Annotated in this window: 20 protein-coding genes and 1 pseudogene; 10 read left to right on the forward strand and 11 right to left on the reverse strand. The window is 67.7% G+C overall.

All coding sequences use genetic code 11. From position 1 onward, the window contains the following. The first annotated feature begins 9 nt into the window (after positions 1 to 9). The 3 genes from LMQ14_RS24580 (at position 10) to LMQ14_RS24590 (ending at position 3,273) form a co-directional block, all read left to right on the forward strand. Positions 10 to 501 carry a cupin domain-containing protein gene (locus LMQ14_RS24580; protein ID WP_267732218.1) on the forward strand — a complete coding sequence of 164 codons (492 nt, stop codon included), beginning with the start codon at positions 10 to 12 and terminating at the stop codon, positions 499 to 501. A 134-nt stretch (positions 502 to 635) separates the two neighbouring features. Further along, complete coding sequence (locus tag LMQ14_RS24585) at positions 636 to 2,198, forward strand: FAD-dependent monooxygenase (protein WP_267732219.1); 1,563 nt, start codon at positions 636 to 638, stop codon at positions 2,196 to 2,198. 4 nt (positions 2,199 to 2,202) lie between these two features. After that, positions 2,203 to 3,273 (forward strand): alpha/beta hydrolase, encoded by a 1,071-nt coding sequence (locus LMQ14_RS24590; protein ID WP_267732220.1) that lies wholly within the window; start codon positions 2,203 to 2,205, stop codon positions 3,271 to 3,273. Here LMQ14_RS24590 and LMQ14_RS24595 read toward each other — a convergent pair. Further along, on the reverse strand, positions 3,255 to 4,697 hold the full coding sequence (locus tag LMQ14_RS24595) for a flavin-containing monooxygenase (protein ID WP_267732221.1): 1,443 nt from the start codon (positions 4,695 to 4,697) through the stop codon (positions 3,255 to 3,257). The two genes, LMQ14_RS24590 and LMQ14_RS24595, sit on opposite strands and share 19 nt — an antisense overlap. After that, complete coding sequence (locus LMQ14_RS24600; protein ID WP_267732222.1) at positions 4,688 to 5,179, reverse strand: VOC family protein; 492 nt, start codon at positions 5,177 to 5,179, stop codon at positions 4,688 to 4,690. The genes LMQ14_RS24595 and LMQ14_RS24600 overlap by 10 nt, the downstream gene beginning before the upstream one ends. A gap of 72 nt (positions 5,180 to 5,251) precedes the next feature. Here LMQ14_RS24600 and glp point away from each other — a divergent pair, with 72 nt between their 5' ends. The 4 genes from glp (at position 5,252) to LMQ14_RS24620 (ending at position 10,322) form a co-directional block, all read left to right on the forward strand. Then, on the forward strand, positions 5,252 to 6,457 hold the full coding sequence (gene glp, locus LMQ14_RS24605; RefSeq protein WP_267732223.1) for a gephyrin-like molybdotransferase Glp: 1,206 nt from the start codon (positions 5,252 to 5,254) through the stop codon (positions 6,455 to 6,457). Positions 6,458 to 6,526: 69 nt separating this feature from the next. Further along, the gene (locus LMQ14_RS24610) at positions 6,527 to 7,258 is read left to right on the forward strand and encodes a phosphatidylserine decarboxylase (RefSeq protein ID WP_267732224.1); all 732 of its coding nucleotides are present in this window, start codon (positions 6,527 to 6,529) and stop codon (positions 7,256 to 7,258) included. Further along, positions 7,255 to 8,148, forward strand: coding sequence for a CDP-diacylglycerol--serine O-phosphatidyltransferase (gene pssA / locus LMQ14_RS24615; RefSeq protein WP_267732225.1), 894 nt, complete (start codon positions 7,255 to 7,257; stop codon positions 8,146 to 8,148). Before LMQ14_RS24610 ends, pssA begins: the two co-directional genes overlap by 4 nt. Beyond that, positions 8,145 to 10,322 carry an AAA family ATPase gene (locus tag LMQ14_RS24620; protein ID WP_267732226.1) on the forward strand — a complete coding sequence of 726 codons (2,178 nt, stop codon included), beginning with the start codon at positions 8,145 to 8,147 and terminating at the stop codon, positions 10,320 to 10,322. Before pssA ends, LMQ14_RS24620 begins: the two co-directional genes overlap by 4 nt. On the opposite strand, the gene LMQ14_RS24625 is transcribed toward LMQ14_RS24620, so the two are convergent. After that, complete coding sequence (locus tag LMQ14_RS24625; RefSeq protein ID WP_267732227.1) at positions 10,296 to 10,904, reverse strand: TetR/AcrR family transcriptional regulator; 609 nt, start codon at positions 10,902 to 10,904, stop codon at positions 10,296 to 10,298. The two genes, LMQ14_RS24620 and LMQ14_RS24625, sit on opposite strands and share 27 nt — an antisense overlap. A gap of 135 nt (positions 10,905 to 11,039) precedes the next feature. Here LMQ14_RS24625 and LMQ14_RS24630 point away from each other — a divergent pair, with 135 nt between their 5' ends. Further along, entirely contained in the window at positions 11,040 to 11,744 is a 705-nt protein-coding gene (locus LMQ14_RS24630; RefSeq protein ID WP_267732228.1) for a DUF2867 domain-containing protein, read from the forward strand. Positions 11,745 to 11,877: 133 nt separating this feature from the next. Next, a complete protein-coding gene (locus LMQ14_RS24635) occupies positions 11,878 to 13,341 on the forward strand; it encodes an MFS transporter (RefSeq protein WP_267732229.1) in 1,464 nt (487 codons plus the stop codon). Here LMQ14_RS24635 and LMQ14_RS24640 read toward each other — a convergent pair. From LMQ14_RS24640 to LMQ14_RS28205, 3 genes and pseudogenes are all read right to left on the reverse strand, one after another. Next, entirely contained in the window at positions 13,301 to 14,491 is a 1,191-nt protein-coding gene (locus LMQ14_RS24640; RefSeq protein ID WP_267732230.1) for an acyl-CoA dehydrogenase family protein, read from the reverse strand. The two genes, LMQ14_RS24635 and LMQ14_RS24640, sit on opposite strands and share 41 nt — an antisense overlap. Before the next feature lie 40 nt (positions 14,492 to 14,531). After that, the gene (locus tag LMQ14_RS24645) at positions 14,532 to 15,068 is read right to left on the reverse strand and encodes a TetR/AcrR family transcriptional regulator (RefSeq protein WP_267735739.1); all 537 of its coding nucleotides are present in this window, start codon (positions 15,066 to 15,068) and stop codon (positions 14,532 to 14,534) included. Between the two features lie 27 nt (positions 15,069 to 15,095). Next, positions 15,096 to 15,341, reverse strand: a pseudogene (locus tag LMQ14_RS28205) (helix-turn-helix domain-containing protein); the annotation flags it as partial. Between the two features lie 83 nt (positions 15,342 to 15,424). Here LMQ14_RS28205 and LMQ14_RS24655 point away from each other — a divergent pair. Beyond that, complete coding sequence (locus LMQ14_RS24655) at positions 15,425 to 16,357, forward strand: SDR family NAD(P)-dependent oxidoreductase (protein ID WP_267732231.1); 933 nt, start codon at positions 15,425 to 15,427, stop codon at positions 16,355 to 16,357. Positions 16,358 to 16,372: 15 nt separating this feature from the next. Here LMQ14_RS24655 and LMQ14_RS24660 read toward each other — a convergent pair whose 3' ends face one another. The 5 genes from LMQ14_RS24660 to sodC are packed head-to-tail and all read right to left on the reverse strand — an operon-like array spanning position 16,373 to position 20,723. Then, the gene (locus LMQ14_RS24660; RefSeq protein ID WP_267732232.1) at positions 16,373 to 17,191 is read right to left on the reverse strand and encodes an enoyl-CoA hydratase-related protein; all 819 of its coding nucleotides are present in this window, start codon (positions 17,189 to 17,191) and stop codon (positions 16,373 to 16,375) included. Next, positions 17,188 to 18,210 carry a TIGR03617 family F420-dependent LLM class oxidoreductase gene (locus tag LMQ14_RS24665; protein ID WP_267732233.1) on the reverse strand — a complete coding sequence of 341 codons (1,023 nt, stop codon included), beginning with the start codon at positions 18,208 to 18,210 and terminating at the stop codon, positions 17,188 to 17,190. The genes LMQ14_RS24660 and LMQ14_RS24665 overlap by 4 nt, the downstream gene beginning before the upstream one ends. A gap of 47 nt (positions 18,211 to 18,257) precedes the next feature. Next, positions 18,258 to 18,881: an LON peptidase substrate-binding domain-containing protein gene (locus LMQ14_RS24670; protein ID WP_267732234.1), complete on the reverse strand. Its 624-nt coding sequence runs from the start codon at positions 18,879 to 18,881 to the stop codon at positions 18,258 to 18,260. Further along, complete coding sequence (locus LMQ14_RS24675; RefSeq protein ID WP_267735665.1) at positions 18,881 to 20,032, reverse strand: glutamate--cysteine ligase; 1,152 nt, start codon at positions 20,030 to 20,032, stop codon at positions 18,881 to 18,883. Before LMQ14_RS24675 ends, LMQ14_RS24670 begins: the two co-directional genes overlap by 1 nt. Further along, positions 20,013 to 20,723 (reverse strand): superoxide dismutase[Cu-Zn], encoded by a 711-nt coding sequence (gene sodC, locus LMQ14_RS24680; RefSeq protein ID WP_267732235.1) that lies wholly within the window; start codon positions 20,721 to 20,723, stop codon positions 20,013 to 20,015. Before sodC ends, LMQ14_RS24675 begins: the two co-directional genes overlap by 20 nt. Between the last annotated feature and the right edge of the window lie 16 nt (positions 20,724 to 20,739).

Genomic DNA, 20,739 nt, shown 5'->3' on the forward strand with positions numbered 1-20,739 from the left:
CTGGGAACCATGTCCTTGGTTGTGCCGCCGTACCCGCCGCCGCGCTACACCGCCGAGCAGCCGGAGGTCAGCGCCTGGCTCAGGCGGGCCGACACGGCGCCCGACTACGAGACCGCCGGCGTCAAATACCACTACCTCGCCAACCAGCAGGCCACCGACGGCGACTACGGCCTGTACCGGGTCGATATCGCCCCGGCCGGCGGCGGGCCCCCGGCCCATTTTCACCGCGCCATGTCCGAGGCCTTCTTCGTGCTGTCCGGGACGATCAAGCTCTACGACGGCACCGAGTGGGCCGACGGGCAGCAGGGCGACTTCCTCTACGTGCCGCCGGGCGGGGTCCACGGCTTCCGCAACGAGGCCGACGAACCCGCATCGATCCTGATGCTGTTCGCGCCCGGCGCGCCGCGCGAGGCCTACTTCGAAGGCTTTGCCGCGCTGGCCGATATGACCGACGACGAACGCAGCGAGTGGTTCGTCCGGCACGACAACTACTGGGTCTGACGCGTCGGGTTGCCCGGAGTTAGCGCCTTATTCAACCTGAGTTTCATCAGGGCGTGAGATTTCGCTTGCGTTGAGACTTTTTTCAACGTAGCGTGAGACTAGTTTCAACGAACCGTGAAAAACAGGAGAAGTTCATGAGCACTACCTCGAGCCCTGACGTCTTGGTCGTCGGCGCCGGGCCGGTCGGGCTGGTCGCGGGCTGCGAACTCGCCCGCCGCGGCATCCGCGTGCGGGTGATCGACAAGTTGGCGGAACCGACCGACCAGTCCCGAGCCATCGCGGTGCATTCCCGCAGCCTGGACATGTACGCCCGGATGGGCATCGTCGACGAGATGGTGAGCACCGGGGTCAAGGCCACCGCGATGAAGATGTACGCCGGCCGCAGCAGGCTGTTCCACGTCCCGTTGGGCGGCGTCGACAGCGCGTTCCCGTTCAGTTTGGTGACGGCACAGACCGAAACCGAGCGCGTTCTCGCCGAATACCTGGAGTCGCTCGGCGTCACCGTCGAGCGCGGTGTCGAGCTGACCGCGCTGAAGCAGGACGACGCCGCCGCACACCTCACCTTGCGGCACGCCGACGGAGTGACCGAACTCCTCACCACGCCGTGGGTGATCGGGGCCGACGGCGCCCGCAGCACCGTGCGCAAACTGGTCGGTACCAAACTCGCCGGTTCCTTTGTCGGAGAACGCTTTCTGCTCGGCGACGTCGACGCCGAACATCAGCTGGACCGGGACGCGATGTACACCTTCTTCGCCACCGAGGGCCCGGTGGTGGTGCTGCCGATGCGCGACGGGCGGATGCGGTTCCTGGCCGAGGTCCACGACGAGCCCGGCACGCCGCTGAACCTGCACCCGACGCAGGACGAACTGCAGACGATCCTCGACCAGCGAGTCGGCGGCATCCGGTTGGTCGGCTCGCATTGGCTGACCACTTTCGAGGTGCACCACGCGCGGGTGCCGGCCTACCGTTGGGGCCGGGTCTTCCTGGCCGGCGACGCCGCCCATATCCACAGTCCGGCCGGCGGCCAGGGCATGAACACCGGCATGCAGGACGCGTTCAACCTGGCCTGGAAGCTGGCCGCGGTGGTCGAGGGCGACGCCGGTGAGCGACTGCTGGACAGCTATGAGGCCGAACGGCTACCCGTTGCGCAAAATGTCATCTCCTTCACCGATCGGCTCACCAAGGTCGGCACGCTCTCCGGCGTGCCGCGGGTCATCCGCAATCTGCTGGTGCGCACGCTTTCGCACATCCCGGCGACGCGGCAATTGGTCGCCAACGTCGTCGCGGAGATCGGCATCTGCTACAAGGACGGCCCCATCGCAGTGGGACCGCGCCTCAAGCACGCCAAAGTGGTTGCTGGTGAACATTTTCCGCATGTCGCCGACGAGACGCTGCAAAAACAGCTCAGTGCGGTCTGCGGTGTGCAGAATACCGGCCACACCGTGGTCACCGTCGCCGACGCACATGTGGCACCGGCCGCGGGCGACGGTCAGCCGCAGGTCCTGGTCACCGGTACGGACACGCCGGTGGCCGGGTATGACGCCGTCATCGCCGACCCGAAAGGTCTTGTGGCGCAGCGACTCGGACTCACCGACGGCGGCCGGGTCGTGATCCGCCCGGACGGCTACCTCGGGGCCGTCGCCGCCCTGGACGACACCACCACCATCGCCGACTACTTCGCCACACTGAGGAGCTGAACCCATGTACACCTACGACATCGACGCAGCGGACATGTTCGAGGACCGCACGCACCAGTTCGAGAAATTCGGTATTCCGCTCGAGGACATCGAACGGGTCCGCGAAGCCGTCACCGACATGTGGACCGACGCGCCGGGTGGCTGGACCTACGAATGGTCCAAGCTGGCCAACGAATACGCCTACCGCGGCGACCACCACATGGCCTCACTGCTCTATGGTTGCGCGAAGTTCCCGTGCCTGACCGATCAGGCGCGAGTGCAGGCCCTGCGCAATCAGCTCGAGCAATTCCAGTTGGCAGCCAAGAATTTCCCGGTGACCTTCGAACGACGGATCATCACCGTCGGCTATCGCGGCGGCACCGTCGAGGTGCCCGTCCACCTGTACTCCACCGACGGCGACTACGCGGCGCGGCCGGTGCTGATCGCCAGCGGTGGGGTGGACACCTGGAAGATGGACATCCACCCGTGGTGGGTCGGGTTCACGATGAACGCCGGCGTATCGACGCTGGCGTTCGACCACCCCGGCACCGGCGAGACCGCGATCCCGCTCGACCGGCACGCCGACGAGGTGATCCACGGAATCGCAGACTACGCAAGGACACTCGGCGACGGTAGGGTGGCTCACTTCGGCGCATCGTTCGGCGGCAACTTCGCCGCGATGTCGGGGCTGACCGGGATCGTCGACGCCGCAATCAATCTCGGCGGACCGGTCGTCAAGTCGTTCGAGCCAGAGAACCTCAAGAAGCTGCCCTACGGCATGCACGACATCGTCGGCAACGCCATGCATTGGGATCACTCGCCGAGCCTCGACGAGATCAGTGTCGGTCTGGGCGATCTCAATCGAGCGAATCTTCTTGCCCAGCAGACTAATTCTGCGATGCTGGTCGTCAACGGCGCCGACGATTACTTCATCCCGCAATCGGACACCCTGGTCTTCGAAGGCCGGCCCAACACCGAGGTACACCTGATCGAGGGCACCGGTCACGTCGCGATGAGCAAGGCCCCCGAGGTGGTGCCGATGATGATCGGCTGGCTGCGCAAACAGTTCAGCGAGAACTACGCACGCAGCTCGTAGTCGTCTTCGACCAGCGTGCGGGTGCGCTCGAAGAATGTCCGCCCGCTGTAGGGCAGTTGGGTGACCACCTTGCCGCTGGGATGGCGAAAGTAGTTGGTGCAGGCCAGCCAGACCTTGCCCGCCATCGCGGTTTGGATCTCGTCGTTGTAGCGCCGCTGCGCGTCGTGGGTCACCTCGATGGTGCGCGCCCGGCGACCACCCATCACGTCGAGCATCTGGCGGATGAAAGTCGTCTGCGCCTCGTGGATGTAGATGATCGAGTTGACGCCATTGGTGTTGGGGCCGTAGAGCGTAAAGAAGTTCGGGTACCCGGCGATCAACGTGCCCAGGTAGGCTTCCGCGCCGTCGCTCCAGTCGTCGCGCAGTTGCCGGCCACCGCTTCCGTACACGTCGATGCTGGCCAGGTAGTCGGCGGCTTTGAAGCCGGTGCCGTAGACGATGGTGTCGACGCGGTGCTCGACGCCGTCGGCGGTGCGCACCCCGCGTTCGGTGATCTCGGCGATCGCGTTGGTTTCCAGGCTGACGTTGGGCAACCCGAACGTCGGGTACCACTCGCGCGACATCAGCGGCCGTTTGCAGCCCGCCGGGTAGTCCGGTGTTAGCTTGGCACGCAGTTCGGGGTCGGCGATCTTGCGGTGCAAGTAGCTTCGGGCAAGCTCGGTCGCCTCGCGAGTCTGGTCGGCGTCGACGTCGAAACTGGATGACTCGTAGGCGTCGAATGCCTCGTCACGCAGCTTTTGCGCTGCCGCCGGATCGCGTTCGAACTCCGCGTGCTGTTCCGGGGTGAACGGAAAGTCGAATCGGGGCGCGATCCAGATCGGTGTTCGCTGAAACACGGTGAGATGAGCGGTTTTCGGGGCGATCGCCGGGACATATTGAATCGCGCTGGCACCCGTGCCGATGGACGCGACCCGCTCACCCGCCGTCGACCTGCTGTGGTCCCAGCGCGCGGAGTGGAATCGCCGGCCCCGAAACCGCTGCGCCCCAGGGATATCCGGAACATTGGGCACATCGAGCATTCCGACGGCGCTGACCACGACGTCGAACTGGTGCTCGTCGCCGTCGTCGGTGACGAGCGTCCATCGTCGCCCGCTGTCCGACCAGCGCACCGAGGCGATCGAGGTGTGGGGCCGCAGGTGTGGGCCCAGCCCGTGCTCGTCGGCCACCCGTTCCAGGTAGGCCAGGATCTCGGGCTGGTTCGCGTAGGTCTTGCTCCAGCGTGGGTTCAGCGCGAACGAATACGAGTACAGATGCGACGGCACATCGCAGGCCGCACCCGGAAAAGTGTTGTGCCGCCAGGTGCCTCCGAATCCGTCGGCGCGGTCGAAGATGGTGAAGTCGTAGCCGCCCTCGGCGAGCTGGATTCCCATCGCGATGCCGCCGGCGCCGGCGCCGATGACCCCGACCCGCGGCTTCACTCCCATTGCGCGAAGTAGGGTCGCTCGGGCCGGCTCTTCTCCACCAGGATGAACACCACGCCCCACGGATCGGCGAACCAGGTGGTGCGCACTCGCGCGACGTCGGCGATTCCGCTGACCAGGAATCGGACTCCCTTGCTCTCGAGTTCCGCCCGGGTGGCGTCGAGATCCTCACAAATCAGCCCGACGTGCGAGAGCCCGTGATCGGTCAGCGCTCTGCCGGCACCACGCTGGCTGTCGGGAGAGCCACCGTCGACGTTGAGGTACTCGATCACCTCCAGGACGCGATCGCTGCCGTCCCCGAAGCCGACGATGGCGGCCTTCATGGTGGGATCGGCCACCAGTTCACCCATGTCGTTGCGAATGGCGTTACCGGCCATCACGTACGGCGGCGACAGCACACGCAGGCCTAAGACGTCGCGGTAGAAGGCCACCGCGGCCTCACAATCCGGAACGCACACCCCGGTGTGGGCCAACCCGGTAATCACGTTCTCGACTCTACGTCGGGCTTGCCAACACCGGCGTCGGCTTCGGAATCTGGCAGGGAAGATAATGGCCGGGTGCGGTCAGTCGAGGAACACCAGCGCGTCGTAGCAGCCATGATCAGCGCCCGCCCCGCCGCGACGGTGCCACTGACGGAGGCGCAAGGCCTGGTCCTGGCCGACGACGTGGTGGCCCAGCTGGCGCTGCCGGTGTTCGACAACTCCGCGATGGACGGATACGCGGTGCACGCCGAGGACACCTACGCCGCCACGCCCGACAGTCCGGTGATCCTGCCGGTCGCCGCGGACATACCGGCCGGGCGCACTGACGCGTTGACGCTGCAACCCGGCACCGCGCACCGCATCATGACCGGCGCGCCGATGCCCGCGGGGGCGACCGGCGTTGTGCCAGTGGAGAACACCGACGGCGGCGTGGACTCGGTGGCGATCCACGCGCGCTCGGAGCCCGGCAAGCACATCCGCCGAGCGGGCGAAGACGTGGCGCCGGGCACCACCGTGCTGCGCAAGGGCCAGGTCGTGACCCCGGCGGTGCTGGGCCTGGCCGCGGCGCTGGGATTGCCGGAGCTGCCGGTGATACCGCGGCAGCGGGTGCTGGTGATCTCGACCGGGACGGAGCTGGTGACGCCGGGCACCCCGCTGCAGCCCGGACAGATCTACGAGTCCAACTCGATCATGCTGGCCGGGGCCGTGCGTGAAGCGGGCGCGGACGTGATCGCCGTCGCGACGGCCGAAGACGATGTCGCGCAGTTCAGTTCGATCCTGGATCGGCATGCGGCCGACGCCGACCTGATCATCACCAGCGGCGGAGTCAGCGCCGGCGCCTACGAAGTCGTCAAGGACGCCTTCGGCCGCGACGGCGACCAGGGCGTCGAATTCGTCAAGGTGGCAATGCAACCCGGGATGCCGCAGGGCATCGGCCGCGTCGCCGGCACCACGATCGTCACACTGCCCGGCAACCCGGTCAGCGCGCTGGTGTCCTTCGAGGTGTTCATCCGTCCCGCGCTGCGCACGGCGATGGCCCTGCCGGATCCGCACCGCCCGCACCGGCCCGCGGTTCTCGCCGAGTCGCTGACCTCGCCGCGAGGCAAACGCCAGTTCCGGCGCGCGATTCTCGACATCTCCGACGGCAGCGTGCTCAGCTACGGCCCGCCGGCCTCGCACCACCTGCGGTGGCTGGCGTCCGCGAACGGCCTGCTGGACATCCCCGAAGATGTCGTGGAAGTGTCCGCCGGAACCGAACTGCAGGTCTGGGATCTGACCTAATAGTCAGACACTCCCGGTTGCTGGCCCGGACGAAGCAGCAAGCCACCGGGGCTCCGTAAGATGACGCGGGTGGCACGACGCCCCCGCCATTCCGCTGAGGAAGGCCTGTCCTACCAGGGCCCGACGGTCAGCCCACGGCACATGCTCGAGTTGGTGCGCGAGACCGTCCCGCCGGTTCATCCCGCGGGGCTGCCGTTCATCTCCGCCGGCTTGGCCCTCGCCCTGGTCGGACGCAACCACCGGTGGCCGCGCCGGGTCGGCCTGCTGGCCGCCGGTGCCTGCGCGGCGTTTTTCCGGCACCCGCCGCGGGTGCCGCCCACCCGGCCCGGTGTCGTCGTCGCCCCCGCCGACGGCGTGGTCTGCCTGGTCGACTCCGCGGCCCCACCCGCGGAACTGAGCATGGGCGACGCGCCGCTGCCGCGGGTCAGCATTTTCCTGTCGATCCTGGACGCCCACGTGCAGCGCGCCCCCGTCGGCGGCGAAGTGATCGCCGTGCAGCACCGGCCGGGCCGCTTCGGGTCGGCCGACCTGCCCTCGGCGAGCGACGAGAACGAGCGCACCAGCGTGCGCATCCGCACCGACAACGGCGCCGAGGTGGTCGCGGTGCAGATCGCCGGACTGGTCGCCCGCCGCATCGTGTGCAACGCGCACGTCGGGGAGAAACTGTCGATCGGCGACACCTACGGCCTGATCCGGTTCGGCTCCCGGCTGGACACCTACTTCCCGCCGGGCACCCAGCCGATCGTCGCGGTCGGGCAGCGCACGGTGGCCGGCGAGACGGTATTGGCCGAGCTGCGATGACCAACAAGATCCGCGGCCGCGCGGTCAACCTGCAGATCCTGCCCAGTGCGATGACGGTGCTGTCCATCTGCGCGGGGCTGACCTCGATCAAGTTCGCCCTCGAGCATCAGCCGAAGGCGGCGATGGCGCTGATCGCCGCCGCGGCCATTCTCGACGGACTGGACGGCCGGGTGGCCCGCATCCTGGACGCGCAGTCGCGGATGGGTGAGGAGATCGACTCGCTCGCGGACGCCGTCAACTTCGGCGTGACCCCGGCCATCGTGCTCTACGTGACGCTGCTGGAGACGTCACCGGCCGGCTGGATCGTGGTGCTGCTGTACGCGGTTTGCGTGGTGTTGCGGCTGGCACGGTTCAACGCGCTGCAAGACGACGGGACCCGGCCCGCCTACGCGCACGAATTCTTCGTCGGGATGCCCGCGCCGGCCGGCGCGATCTCGATGATCGGCCTCGTGGGGCTCAAGCTGCAGTTCGGCGACGGCTGGTGGTCGCACCCGGTTTTCCTCTGCATCTGGATCACCGGGACGTCGATGTTGATGATCAGCAAGATCCCGATGCGCAAGATGCATGCGGCGGCGGTGCCACCGAACTGGGCGGCGCCGCTGCTGGCCATCCTCGCGATCTGCGCAGCGGCGGCGGTGTTGGCCCCCTACGTCCTAATCTGGGTCATCATCATCGCTTACCTCTGCCACGTCCCCTTCGCGGTGCGTAACCAGCGCTGGCTGGCCGCACACCCCGAGGTGTGGGACGAAAAGCCCGAACAACGGCGCGCGGTGCGGCGTGCCAACCGCCGCGCGCAGCCCAACCGGCGACCCATAGCCCGGCTGGGACGAACCGGCGGTCGGTCGATGGCGCGGCTGGGGCTGCGTAAGCCGGGTGGACGATTGCCATGACGGATCCCCGCGCGGGGTCCGGACAGCTGACGCTGACCGCCCGGCTGAACACCTCAGCCGTCGACTCGCGCCGCGGCGTCATCAGAATGCATCCGAATGCCGTTGCCGCCCTTGGTATCCGGGAATGGGATGCCGTATCGCTGACCGGCTCGCGAACCACCGCGGCGGTGGCGGGACTGGCCGAGGCGACCATCCCGGTGAGCACGGTGCTGCTCGATGACGTGACACTGTCCAACGCCGGGCTGCGCGAAGGCACCGCGGTGATCGTCAGCGCGGTCACGGTGTACGGCGCGCGGTCGGTCACGCTGAACGGCTCTTCGCTTGCCATTCAATCGATTACCTCGGCCACCCTGCGGCAGGCGCTGCTCGGCAAGGTGATGACCGTGGGCGACGCGGTGTCACTGCTGCCCCGCGACCTCGGCCCCGGCACCTCGACATCGGCCGCAAGCCGGGCGCTGACGTCGTCGGTCGGGATCAGCTGGACCTCGGAGCTGCTGACGGTCACCGGCGTGGATCCCGAGGGACCGGTGAGCGTGCAGCCGAACTCGTTGGTCTCCTGGGGCGACGGGGTCCGGGTGGGCGCGAGAGCACCTCGGCCGGAACCCGTGGCCGTCGCGGATCCCGCCATCCACGTCGACGATCTCAAGGGTTCCCAGGTGCAGGCCGGCAAGCTCAGCGAATGGCTCAAGCTGGCCCTCGATGAACCGCACCTGCTGAAAAGCCTTGGCGCCACCACGAATTTGGGTGTGCTGGTGTCGGGTCCGGCCGGAGTCGGCAAGACGACGATGGTGCTCGCGGTGTGTGCGGGCCGCAGGCTGGTCGAACTCGACGGCCCGGAGGTGGGCGCGCTGGCGGCCGAAGACCGGCTCAAGACGGTGGCCGCCGCGGTGACCGCGATTCGCGATGGCGGCGGCGTACTGCTGATCACCGATGCCGACGCGCTGCTGCCGGCGACCGCCGAGCCGGTGGCCGCCCTGATCCTCGCCGAGCTGCGCACCGCGGTGGCCACCGACGGCGTGGCGTTGATCGCCACCTCCGCGCTACCCGACCAGCTCGACCCACGGCTGCGCTCCCCCGAGCTGTGCGACCGGGAACTCGGCTTGACACTGCCCGACGGCGCGACCCGCAAGGCGCTGTTGGAGACGATGCTGAAATCCGTTCCCACCAGCGAGCTAGAACTCGATGAAATCGCCGGCCGTACACCGGGTTTCGTCGCCGCCGACCTGGCCGCGCTGGTGCGGGAGGCGGCGCTGCGGGCGGCCTCGCGCGCCAGCGCCGACGGCCAGCCACCCAAGCTGAACCAGGAAGATCTGGTCGGCGCGCTGTCGGTCATCCGGCCGCTGTCGCGCTCGGCCAGCGAGGAGCTGACCGTCGGAAACCTGACGCTCAACGACGTCGGCGACATGATCGAAGCCAAGCAGGCGCTGACCGAAGCGGTGCTGTGGCCGCTGCAGCATCCCGACACCTTCGCGCGTCTCGGCGTCGACCCGCCACGCGGAGTGCTGCTCTACGGGCCGCCCGGCTGCGGCAAGACCTTTGTGGTCCGCGCGCTGGCCAGCACCGGGCAGCTGAGTGTGCATGCGGTCAAGGGCTCCGAGCTGATGGACAAATGGGTGGGCGCCTCGGAGAAGGCCGTCCGCGAGTTGTTCCGGCGCGCACGGGATTCGGCGCCGTCGCTGGTGTTCCTTGACGAGGTGGACGCGCTGGCGCCACGGCGTGGGCAGAGCTTCGACTCGGGCGTGACCGATCGGGTGGTGGCCGCGTTGCTGACCGAGCTCGACGGCATCGACCCGCTGCGTGACGTCGTGGTGCTGGGCGCCACCAACCGGCCCGACCTGATCGATCCCGCGCTGCTGCGCCCGGGCCGCCTGGAGCGGCGGGTATTCGTCGAGCCGCCCGACGCGGCCGCCCGCCGCGAAATCCTGCGGACCGCGGCGAAATCCATCCCGCTGAGCGCGGATGTCAATCTCGACGACATCGCCGCCGAACTCGACGGGTTCAGCGCGGCCGACTGCGTGGCCCTGCTGCGCGAGGCCGCGCTCACCGCGATGCGGCGCTCCATCGACGCCGCCGACGTGACCGCCGCCGACCTCGAGGCGGCCCGCAACACCGTGCGGCCCTCGCTGGATCCCGTTCAGGTGGAGTCGCTACGCGCGTTCGCCAAAGCTCGCTAGCACCGCACGCACCGAGGCCGCGACATCGGCCTCCAGCCAGGACGGCATCGGCTCGTCGCGTGCGTGGCGCCGAACGACCGCATAAGGCAGGTCGACGATCGCGCGAACGACGGCATCGACGGATCGGGAATCTTTGCGCCCGTAAAGCTTTCGTGCCAGTACGCCGACCCGCTCGGTCAGCGGCGCGTTCATCGCGCCCACCGTCTGCTGGAATTGCGCGTCGGGCGCTTCGTCGAACAGGTCACCCGGACGGATGGTCAGCAACAGCCGAGCATCGTCGGGGAGTTCGCGCGCGAAGCTGATCGCCGCGACGGCCATCGCGACCGCGGTGTCGGCCGGCGAATCCGCCGCATCGGCCTCCGCGGCCGCCATCGCCCGGGACTGGAAGCGCTCCAGCGCGCGCAGCCACGCCGCCGCCAGGATGCCGTCGCGGTTGCCGAAGCGGTGATACAGCGTGCCGGCCGGCGCACCGCTGGATTTCGCGATCGCCGCGACACTGGCCGCGCGTGGTCCGCCCTCGAGCACCAGCGCACGGGCTGCGTCGAGGATCACATCGGTTTCATGCTTCCGCGGAGGTGCCATGATCTAGTACATTCCTTCTATATGGAACGATTACCCTATATCGATGAGCATGCCATAACTGTCGACGCGAATCGCGCAGAAACGTGGACGGCGCTGCTACGCGTGATGTGTCGCGATCCGCACGACCCATCCACTGTGCCAATCGGTTTCGTGCTCGACGAAGCACGCGAACCGGAACGCTTCGCGCTGAAGGGCCGCCACCTGTTCGCGATCTACCGGTGGGTGTTCGAGTTGGACGCCGACGCCGCGGGCCGCACCCGGGTGCGCGCGACCACCTGGGCGGCCTTCCCGGGTGTGCACGGAACGATCTATCGCGCCCTGGTCATCGGCACCGGCGCGCACCGGGTGGTGACCCGCCGGACGCTGAAACGCATTGCGGCCGCGGCACTTACCGAGCAGACCGGGATCGGCCAGACCGCGTCCGACTACACGGATGTCTTCGAGGTCGGAATCCCGCACGGCGACGTGCGCACTGCCGAGCAGATGTTTCGTGACGCGCTCGGCAGTGAACGGGGCGGAGGCGCGGTGGTGTGGATCCATCGCCACGTATTGAGATTTCACCTGGGCCCGCACTCCTCGCCCGATCACCTGATCGGCTGGCGCATCGTGCAGTCGGATCCCGACGAGCTCGTGCTGACGACGGGCGGCCCGCTGATGCGCGGCGAGCTGACGCTGCGACGCCTGGACGGTCGGCGCGCCACGCTCACCACCCGCGTGCACTACCACCGCAGAGCCGCCGGCATGGTGTGGGCCGTGATCGGCCCGCTGCATCGGGTCGTGGCACCGCGGCTGATGGAGCGCGTCGTCCATCCCGGCCCACGCCGACCGGTGGTCATATGAGTTCCGTCTGAACGTTTTGGCGCGCTGGCGCGTAACCACTTCGCATACACCATCCTGATGAGGTTGCCGGCCCAATACGTTGCGGCGGCCTCGAGGAGGACTCGGAGATGAGCGACCGCCCCGCGAGGCCAACATGATCGCGACGCAACCATCTCCCGGGATCGGGCGCCCCGCACCCCGGGCCGGATTGCTGGCGAAATTGCGTCAGACGGCGCCCACCAGCCGCGTCATGGTGGTGGCCGTCATGGTGTCGATGGTCGCCTTCCTCGACAGCACCGTGGTGAATCTGGCGCTGCCGGCCACCCAGCGCGACCTCGGCGGAGGACTGTGCTTGCAGCAGTGGGTCGTCGACGGCTACCTGCTGGCCATGGCGGCCGCCATCTTGCCGGGCGGTTCCATCTCCGACCTGTTCGGTCGCGTGCCGGTGATGCGTTTCGGGCTGGCGGCCTTCGGCTGCGGCTCGGTGGTGGCGGCCACCGCGGCCTCGCCGGTGATGCTGATCTCCGGGCGCGTCGTCCAGGGTCTGGGTGCGGCGTTTTTGGTGCCCGGGTCGCTGGCAATGATCAATTCCACGTTCGCCCCCGCGGACCGCCACAAAGCCATCGGAACGTGGACCGGGTGGACCGGTACCGCGTTCGCGATCGGCCCGCTGCTGGGCGGGTTGGCGGTGGACCTGCTGAGCTGGCGCTGGATCTATGCGTTGTCGGCCGTACCGATCGTCATCGGTTTCGCATTGACGTTTTGGCTGCGCCCCGTTCCCCGGCCGACCGAGCGCGCCCCCCTCGACGTCCGCGGGGCGGTGTTGGCCGCGATCGGGTTGGCCGCCACCGTGGATGCGCTGATCGAGGCCGGACAGCACGGATGGTCCGAGCGCATCGTCGCGACGCTGATCGTTGGGATCGCGGCAGTGCCGGCGTTCGTGAGTTGGCAACGGCGCGCCGCGCACCCGCTGATACCGCTGCGGCTGTTCGCGGTCCATAACTTCGCCGCCGCCAACTTGGTCACCGCATTCGTCTACGGCGCCATCGCCATGGCCTCCCTCGCCGTCGCGCTCTACACCCAGGAGGTCGCGGGCTACTGCGCGACGGTCGCGGCCTTGGCCACCCTGCCCAACCCCGTCCTGTCGTTTCTGTTCGCCAGGCGCGTCGGCGCTTTGGCCGCCCGAATCGGACCGCGGGTTTTCCTGACGACGGGCCCGATCCTGGCCGGACTGGGGCTGCTGCTGATCCGGCCCGGTCACGGATTCAACATCGTCACGCATCTGCTGCCCGGGACGACGGTGCTGGCCATCGGACTGCTACTCACCACCACGCCGTTGGGCGCCCTGAACCTGTCTTCGGTCGACGCGGCCCGCAGCGGAATCGCGGCGGCCGTCCAAAACGCGGTGGGCCGGACGTCGGCGCTGACCGCCGTGGCGTCCGTGGGATTGATCGCGGCGGGCAGGCTCACCGATGTCAGTTTCGCGCGGTTGCTGCAGATCGCCGCGGCCTTGTTCTTCATGGCCGCGGTGATCGCCACCGTCCGCGTCGTCAATCCACGGCATGCGACCGAATCCGTTACGTGTGTGCCGGCAGACCCAGGACATGTTCGGCGATGAAATTAAGGGCGAACTCGTTGCTGACCGGGCCGGATCGCGAAAGCCGGGCATCGAGGTAGTTGTCGATCCAGCCCTGGCGCTCATCCCATGCATCGACCCCCATCACCTGCATGGTGTGGTCGTGGCTGTCGAACGCGAGATCGGCGGTGAGCACCTTCGCCATATTCGCCTCGCCCGCAACGGCATACGCGTCCACACCCGCGTCGAACCGCGAGGCGGTCCGGTACACGAACAGCCGAACCGCCGCGAGCCGGGCGTGCAGGTTGGCCAACGGGTGCGCGATCGCCTGGTTGGCGCCGATCGGCGCGCTGCCCGAGATGACACGTTCCCGCGCACGGCCGATCGCGGACGTCAGGGCGTATGCCGCGCTCCCCAGGCATAGTGCGGCGGTCAGGACGCGTTCCACCGCGGTGAACGGCCACATGGCGGCCAGGCCGTTGCCCTCGGTGCCGATCAGGCCGTCCGCCGCAACGATGACACCGTCGAGTTCGAGCTGATATTGCCGGACGCCTTCGCGATAGCGCATCGGCAGCTCGCGGATCGTCACCCCGGGCGAGTTCGGGTCCACCAGGACCATTGTGTGGCCCTTCGATGCATCGCCGGACGCCGCACGGCCGAACACCAGCACGCGATCCACCGCGTCCAGGCCGGACGTGATCTGCTTGACGCCATTGACCACGAAATGGTCCCCGTCGCGATGGATCTCGGTCCTGGTGCGGAAAATGTTGTGGCCGCTGTGTGACTCGGTTGCGGCCAGGGCAAGCAGCGTCTGTCCACGGGCAACCCGGGTACACCACTGCCGACTAGCCGACTGCGGACCGGCCTCGGCGATCGCATGCGCGATCGCCGAGGACAGCACCGGCATCCACAGCACGATCCCGCGTTCGGCGAATGCCTCGAGGACAAGACTCATGCCGAGCAGCCCGCCCTCGGCCCCACCATATTCGGCGGGTAGCACCAATCCGGGCCAGCCGTGCTCGCAGAAGCTGGCCCACAATTGCGGGTGCATCTCATGGCGATCCAGCAGATGCTGTCGGATCTCGCCCGCCCGGTCCGCGCACCGCGCCGCAACATCGCGCGCTTGCGCACGCAGCCGGGTGTGGACCGGGGAGAGTTCGAGTAATTCACGCGCCGTCGGAATTTCCAGCATGGGTGCAGAGTAACACTCCGGAGTTTTACTCTCCAGCTGATCAGCGCGCGGGCGGCACCGGTGTCAGTTCGGCAACCGCGTCACCTTCCGCGATGACCGAACCCTCGCTGCCCAGCAGCTGGATACGAACTCGGCCCTGGGCCGGCGGTTGCTGTCGCCGCGGACGCTTGGTCGGGACGCCGCTCATGCCGGCAACGGCCGCATCGATCAAATCGTCGGCATAATGCAGCAGCGGGTTCGGCAGTTGGCCGGCCAGCCAGCGCTGGGCGATGGCGTGCACCGGCCCGGTCACGATCGCGATCACCACTGGCATCGGAAAGTCCTTTGCCTCACCACGGGCGATGAAGGGCGCCAACCAGTTTTGGTAGGTCTCGGTCAGGCCGCGGTTCAAGTCTTGCAGCTGCCCACCGGCCTCGGTGGTCCAGTCGAGGTGGCCTCGGCCATAAAGGAAACGCGCACGGTCCGGGTTGTCCTCAATCCAACCCATCAGTTGGCGGACCACGCCGCCGATGGCCTCCCGCAACGTCGCCGGGTTTTGCCGAATCACATTCCAGAAGCCGTCCTGAACCGATTGCATCGCCCCGACGTAAAGCGCACCCGCGATCGCGTCTTTCGACGAAAAGTGATGAAAAAGAGCACCGTTGGATACGCCACAGCGCTCTCGAATCCGCGCGACTGTGGTCCGCTCGTACCCGTCCTCGGTAAAACACTGCAGAGCCGAGTCCAAAATGCTTTCGCGCATTCCCATGCCGACGCAGAGTAACACTCCGGAGTGCCGACGACCATGATTTTGCCGTTGGCTGCGACGCCAGGCCTTGGGCGTCCGCTTTCGGGGGCACGACGACAGCATCGAGATGACGCGCAAACTGGCTACACTCAGACAATCGACATCTATCCTGAGTCACTCAAACCGCAGTTGCGGGACACGCGGAGATGAGCGAACGTCGGACCGCGCTGCAGGTCGTCGACGGAATCGACCTGTCCGGCAAGGCATGTGTGATCACCGGCGCCTCGTCGGGTCTGGGCCGGGAGTCGACGCGGGCGCTGGCCGCCGCGGGCGCCCACGTGATCCTGGCCGCCCGCAACCGGGATGCCCTGGCCGAAACCGTCCAGTGGGTGCGGGCCGAAGTACCGGACGCGACGGCCTCCGCCGTCGAGCTCGACCTCACCGTGCTATCCAGCGTTCGCGCGGCGGCGAAGGCGATCAGCGACATCGCGCCGGCGGTGCATGTGCTGATGAACAACGCCGGCGTCATGTTCACCCCGTTCGGCCGCACCCAGGACGGGTTCGAATTACAGATCGGGACAAACCATTTCGGGCACTTCGAGCTGACCCGGTTGCTGGTCCCGCAGCTGACCGCCGCGCAAGGGGCCCGGGTGGTGATCCTGTCTTCCGGGGGTCACGTGATGGGTGACGTCGACTTCAGCGATCCGAACTGGGAGCGTCGCGACTACGACAAGTTCGTGGCGTACGGCGCCGCCAAGACGGCGAACATCCTGCACGCGATCGAAGCCGATCGACGGTTGTGCCACTTGGGGATTCGCGCCTACGCCGTGCATCCCGGCACCGTCGCCACCTCGCTGGCGCGATACATGTCGCGCGCGGACTTCTCTAACCTTCGCAAGCTCGTCGTGGACAACAGCGCACTGCGCGGCGAGACCAGCGACGGCCGTCTCGACTTCTCCACTCCCGAGCAGGGTGCGGCCACCCAGGTGTGGGCCGCGGTGAGCCCCGATCTGGCCGACCGCGGCGCGCTGTACCTGGAAGGCTGCGGAATCAGCGAAAACGTCGCCCCGTACGCGAGTGACGGACAGCGCGCCGCCGAATTCTGGCTGCTCTCCGAGAAGATTTGCGCCGGCGTATGACGTCGACGCGGGTACTCACGGCTCCGGCAGGGCCTTCCAGTCCCGCGACACCCGCGAGCCGAACCGCGGGGCCCTGCGCTCGACGAACGCGGCGACGCCTTCGCTCGCGTCGGGAGTGCCCATCACCCGGTGGTGCAACTGCGTCTCCAGCAAGGCGACCTGAGCTGGCGTGTAGCCGTGAATTGCGGTGTCCCACAACAACCGCTTGGACAACGCCGCCGACATCGGCGCCACGTTGACCGCGATGTCGCGCGCCATCTCCAGCGCGGTGCCGAGCACCTCTGCGGCGGGAAGTGCCCGATTCGCGATGCCGAACGCCACGGCCTCGGGCCCGTCGAACGTGCGCCCGGTCAGCAACACCTCGGCCGCCACACCGAGATTGGTCAGGTGCGCCAGGGTCCAGTGCGCCATGCAATCGGGGATCACTCCCCGGCGCACTTGCACCACACCGTATTTGGCGTCTTCGGCGAGGATGCGGATGTCGGCCTGCAGCGCGATCGTCAGCCCGATGCCGATGGCATGCCCGTTGACGGCAGCGATCACCGGTTTGCGCAATTCGAACGCCGGCGGATCGATGGGCGACGCGGAAAACCCGGCAAAGTCTTGGGGGCTGTCGAACGGCGTTGCGCCGCCGGAGAAATCGGCGCCGGCGCAAAAGGCCCGGCCGGCCCCGGTGACCACGATGGCCCGGACCTCGTCGTCCTCGTCGCACTCCCGGTACGCTCGGCTCAACAACGCGCCCATCTCTCCCGTATAGGCGTTGAGGTGCTCGGGCCGGTTGAGCGTGAGCACCGCCACGCCCGCGTCGACCTCGACCACCAGATCGGTGCTCATCGCCGCGCTGGGGTCCGGTGCAACGCGCCGATCAGTCCGGCGAGGTCCGCGCTCGGCGGCGTGTAACCCGGGAAATAGCAACACACTTCGTCGACGCGATCGCCGAAGCGCTCGGCGATCTGCTGGGCACACTGCTCGGGAGTTCCGGCGATCCCGATCCGGGCCACCATGTCGTCGGTGATCAGGGCGCGCATCTCGGCGAAGCGGCCCTGCTTGGACAGCGCATTGAGTTCCGGCTGGACATCCGCCCAGCCCTCGACCTCGAGCACCGGCAGGTAGGCCGGGGTCGAGCCGTAGAACGCGATCAGCGAAGCGACGCCGTTGACGGCGGTGGCCAAGTCTTTCTCGTTGCTGCCGACCGCGACCATGGCCTGGGCGATCACCGGAAAATCGTTGGCCTTTCGATCCGACCGGCGCAGTCCCTCATCGATCGCGGGGACGGTGCGTTCGGCGAAATGGCGGGCGCTGTTGAACGGCATCACCAGCAGGCCGTCGGCGACTTCGGCCGCGGTGCGCGTCATGATCGGGCCCAGTGCGCCCATCAGCACCGGCGGCGGCCCGAACGGGTTGGGGCCCGGGTTGAAGTTGGGTGCCATCAGGGTGTGGGTGAAGAACTCACCGCGAAAGTTCAGCGGGGACTGGCCTTCCCACGCCGCGAAGATCGCCTTGATCGCCGCGACGGTTTCGGCCATCCGCGCCGCCGGGCGCACCCACGTGCTGCCGTAACGCTTTTCGATGTGGACCTTGATCTGCGAGCCCAGCCCGAGCCGGAATCTGCCGCCGCTGAAGACCTGCAAATCGTAGGCGGCGTGCGCCATGTGCAGCGGACTGCGCGGCGCGGCGATCGCGACGTTGGTCATCAAGTCCAGGCTGGTCTCGTTGGCCGCGATGATCAGCGGGAAGAACACATCGTGCTGACCCTCGAACGTGAACAGACCATCGGCGCCCGTCTCGGCGATCTCGGCCGCACTTGCCGACGCACCGGTCGGCGACCCGTTGACTTGCAGATGTACTTTCACTCAACCGTCCAGTCGCGCAATCAGATTCCCTATAGGAAAGCACACCGCTATTCCGACAACTGGAACTCCACCATTTCGGCGATCGCGTCGACCGCCTCACCCAGCACCGCGAGCCGGTCGGCGGCCGAGGGCGCCGAGAGCACGGCGTAGCGGTCGGCCGCACCAATCGGGATACGCGAGGCCAACGTGTACAGCCGTCGTCCCGCGTCGGCTTCGCCCGGGCCGAGTAGCACCTCGCGCTCGGGCAGCGTGGCGCCGCGCGCTTCCGCGATCCGCTCGAACAAGGCCATCATCCGGTCTTCGACGTCGACAAGCTGCGCCTCGGTGACCGTATCCCCCGCCTCATCGGGCCACGGCCGCACCGAGGCGCGCGGGTAGGGATCGTCGGGCAGCCACTCGTGCACCCGAATCCGCTCGCCGGTCCGGCAGCGCAGCGAGTATCGGTCCGCTCCCTGCTCGACGCATTCGTCGATCGCGCACAGGACACCGACATCGCAGCGCGCGTCGCCGCCACCGACCTCGCGCCCGCGCGAGATCAGCACCACGCCGAAGGGTTCGCCGGTGTCGACGCAATGCCGCACCAACGCGACGTAGCGAGGCTCGAAGATGCGCAACGGCAGATCCTGGTTCGGCAGAAACGCCGACTCCAGCGGAAACATCGCCAGTTCCATCAGATCTCCAGCTCGCCCACCAACGCATCGACGACCGCGCGCAGATCGCCGTCGTGCTCTTCGGCCACCCGCCGCTGCCGCTGATAGGACGCACCGTGACGCCAGATCTCCTCCACCGCCGCGAGTTCGTCGCTGCAGTGCAGCGACTTGGCAACCGGCTCCAACCGGGTGAGCAGATCGGCGAGGTCGTCGGTGACCAGGCGCTCGTTGCTGTCGGCGTCCTGGATGATCACCGCGTCCAGCCCGTAGCGCGCCGCGCGCCACTTGTTCTCCTGGTTGTGCCACGGCGGCATGGTCGGCAACGACTCGTCGGCTTCCAGCCGGCGATCCAGTTCGACCACCAGGCAGTGCGTCAGCGCGACCAGCGCGCTCAGCTCACGCAGGTTGGACACGCCGTCGCAGACCCGCACCTCGATTGTGCCCAGATGCGGCGAAGGCCTTATATCCCAACGGACTTCGTCGACATGGTCGATGATGCCGGTCTTCTTCTGGTCGTAGACGAACCCTTCGAATTCCGGCCAGGTCTGAAACTGGAACGGCAACCCGGCGGTCGGCAACTGCTGGAACATCATGGCCCGGTTGCTGGCGTACCCGGTGTCCACGCCGGTCCACCACGGTGAGGACGCCGACAGCGCCAGCAGATGCGGGTAGTACCGCAGCAGTGAGGTCATGATCGGCATCACCTTGTGCGCCGAGGAGATCCCGACGTGCACGTGCACACCCCAGATCAGCATCTGCCGTCCCCACCATTGGGTGCGCTTGATCAGCTCGGCGTAGCGGGGCGCATCGGTGAGCTGCTGGGTGCTCCACTGCGCGAACGGGTGTGCGCCGGCGCAGAACAACTCCATGCCGCGGGCCCGGACGATTTTGCGTGCGGGGCCCAAGGTTTCGCGCAGGTCTTCGATCGCCTGCCCGGTGCAGTCGCAGATACCGCTGACCACCTCGACGGTGTTGCGCAGCAATTCCTTGTGCACGCGCGGGTTTTCGCCGATCTCGGCGATGACGGAGGTAGCTTCGTTGCTCAGGTCACGCGTCCGCGCGTCGACGAGCGCGAACTCCCACTCCACGCCGAGGGTCGGCCGCGGCGACCGGGCGAAATCGATATGCGCATCGCCCTTTTTAGAGGGCCTGTTAGCCGGTACCAATGACACCGCACGCCACTCGCTTGCCGGCGTCACCAGTGCTCATCGTCATCGCATCCGGACCCGGCGTCCCATTGGTCTGGCTGTAGCGCTCCGGCGGGATGTTGGCGAAGTTGTCCGCGCCCGCGTGAATGATGATCGCGGTCTTTTCACCCGTCAACAGGTCGTCCAGCGCGAAGGCGTCCGTGGTGGTCATCAACGTCCCGGAACCGTCCTTGCGAACCTCCAGCGAGGTGAGGTCCCCACTGGCGGGTTCGTTGGAGTGACCGGGCGCCTGGAAGTGGCCGCCAGCGGAAAGGAAGTCGCCGGGGGCACCGCCGGTGGGGCCAACCGAATTGGCCTCGCACTTACCGACTTTGTGGATATGCACCCCGTGGAAGCCGGGCGTGATCAGACCCACGCCGGTCGTCGCGATCGTGATCGTCGCGTAGCCGTTGCTGAAGTCGAACGTCGCGGTCGCGACCTGGGTGCCGTCGGGTGCCCGCAAGTGGGTGGTGATGCTCGGCTTGCCCTTGCCCTCGCCCTCGCCTCCCGCGGTTCCCGATGGCGCGGGTGAACCCGTCCAGATGGCCGGCGTGGTGCCCGGGACCGACGACGCGTGCTGGGGCGAGGAACACCCACTCAGCAAAGCGATACTCGTGGCCGCGGACAGTGCGGAGATGGTGACAACGACATTGCGGTGACCGGCAAGCGTAGGCATAGCGGAAGCCTAACCC

Source organism: Mycobacterium sp. Aquia_213, assembly GCF_026625985.1.
GTDB lineage: Bacteria > Actinomycetota > Actinomycetes > Mycobacteriales > Mycobacteriaceae > Mycobacterium.

Bases quoted from the DNA above. Each gene is read 5' to 3' on its own strand.
- LMQ14_RS24580 (WP_267732218.1), top strand. From the start codon at position 10: ATGTCCTTGGTTGTGCCGCCGTACCCGCCGCCGCGCTACACCGCCGAG.
- LMQ14_RS24585 (WP_267732219.1), top strand. From the start codon at position 636: ATGAGCACTACCTCGAGCCCTGACGTCTTGGTCGTCGGCGCCGGGCCG.
- LMQ14_RS24590 (WP_267732220.1), top strand. From the start codon at position 2,203: ATGTACACCTACGACATCGACGCAGCGGACATGTTCGAGGACCGCACG.
- LMQ14_RS24595 (WP_267732221.1), bottom strand. From the start codon at position 4,697: ATGGGAGTGAAGCCGCGGGTCGGGGTCATCGGCGCCGGCGCCGGCGGC.
- pssA (WP_267732225.1), top strand. From the start codon at position 7,255: ATGACCAACAAGATCCGCGGCCGCGCGGTCAACCTGCAGATCCTGCCC.
- LMQ14_RS24620 (WP_267732226.1), top strand. From the start codon at position 8,145: ATGACGGATCCCCGCGCGGGGTCCGGACAGCTGACGCTGACCGCCCGG.
- LMQ14_RS24625 (WP_267732227.1), bottom strand. From the start codon at position 10,904: ATGGCACCTCCGCGGAAGCATGAAACCGATGTGATCCTCGACGCAGCC.
- LMQ14_RS24635 (WP_267732229.1), top strand. From the start codon at position 11,878: ATGATCGCGACGCAACCATCTCCCGGGATCGGGCGCCCCGCACCCCGG.
- LMQ14_RS24640 (WP_267732230.1), bottom strand. From the start codon at position 14,491: ATGCTGGAAATTCCGACGGCGCGTGAATTACTCGAACTCTCCCCGGTC.
- LMQ14_RS24645 (WP_267735739.1), bottom strand. From the start codon at position 15,068: ATGCAATCGGTTCAGGACGGCTTCTGGAATGTGATTCGGCAAAACCCG.
- LMQ14_RS24655 (WP_267732231.1), top strand. From the start codon at position 15,425: ATGAGCGAACGTCGGACCGCGCTGCAGGTCGTCGACGGAATCGACCTG.
- LMQ14_RS24660 (WP_267732232.1), bottom strand. From the start codon at position 17,191: ATGAGCACCGATCTGGTGGTCGAGGTCGACGCGGGCGTGGCGGTGCTC.
- LMQ14_RS24670 (WP_267732234.1), bottom strand. From the start codon at position 18,881: ATGGAACTGGCGATGTTTCCGCTGGAGTCGGCGTTTCTGCCGAACCAG.
- sodC (WP_267732235.1), bottom strand. From the start codon at position 20,723: ATGCCTACGCTTGCCGGTCACCGCAATGTCGTTGTCACCATCTCCGCA.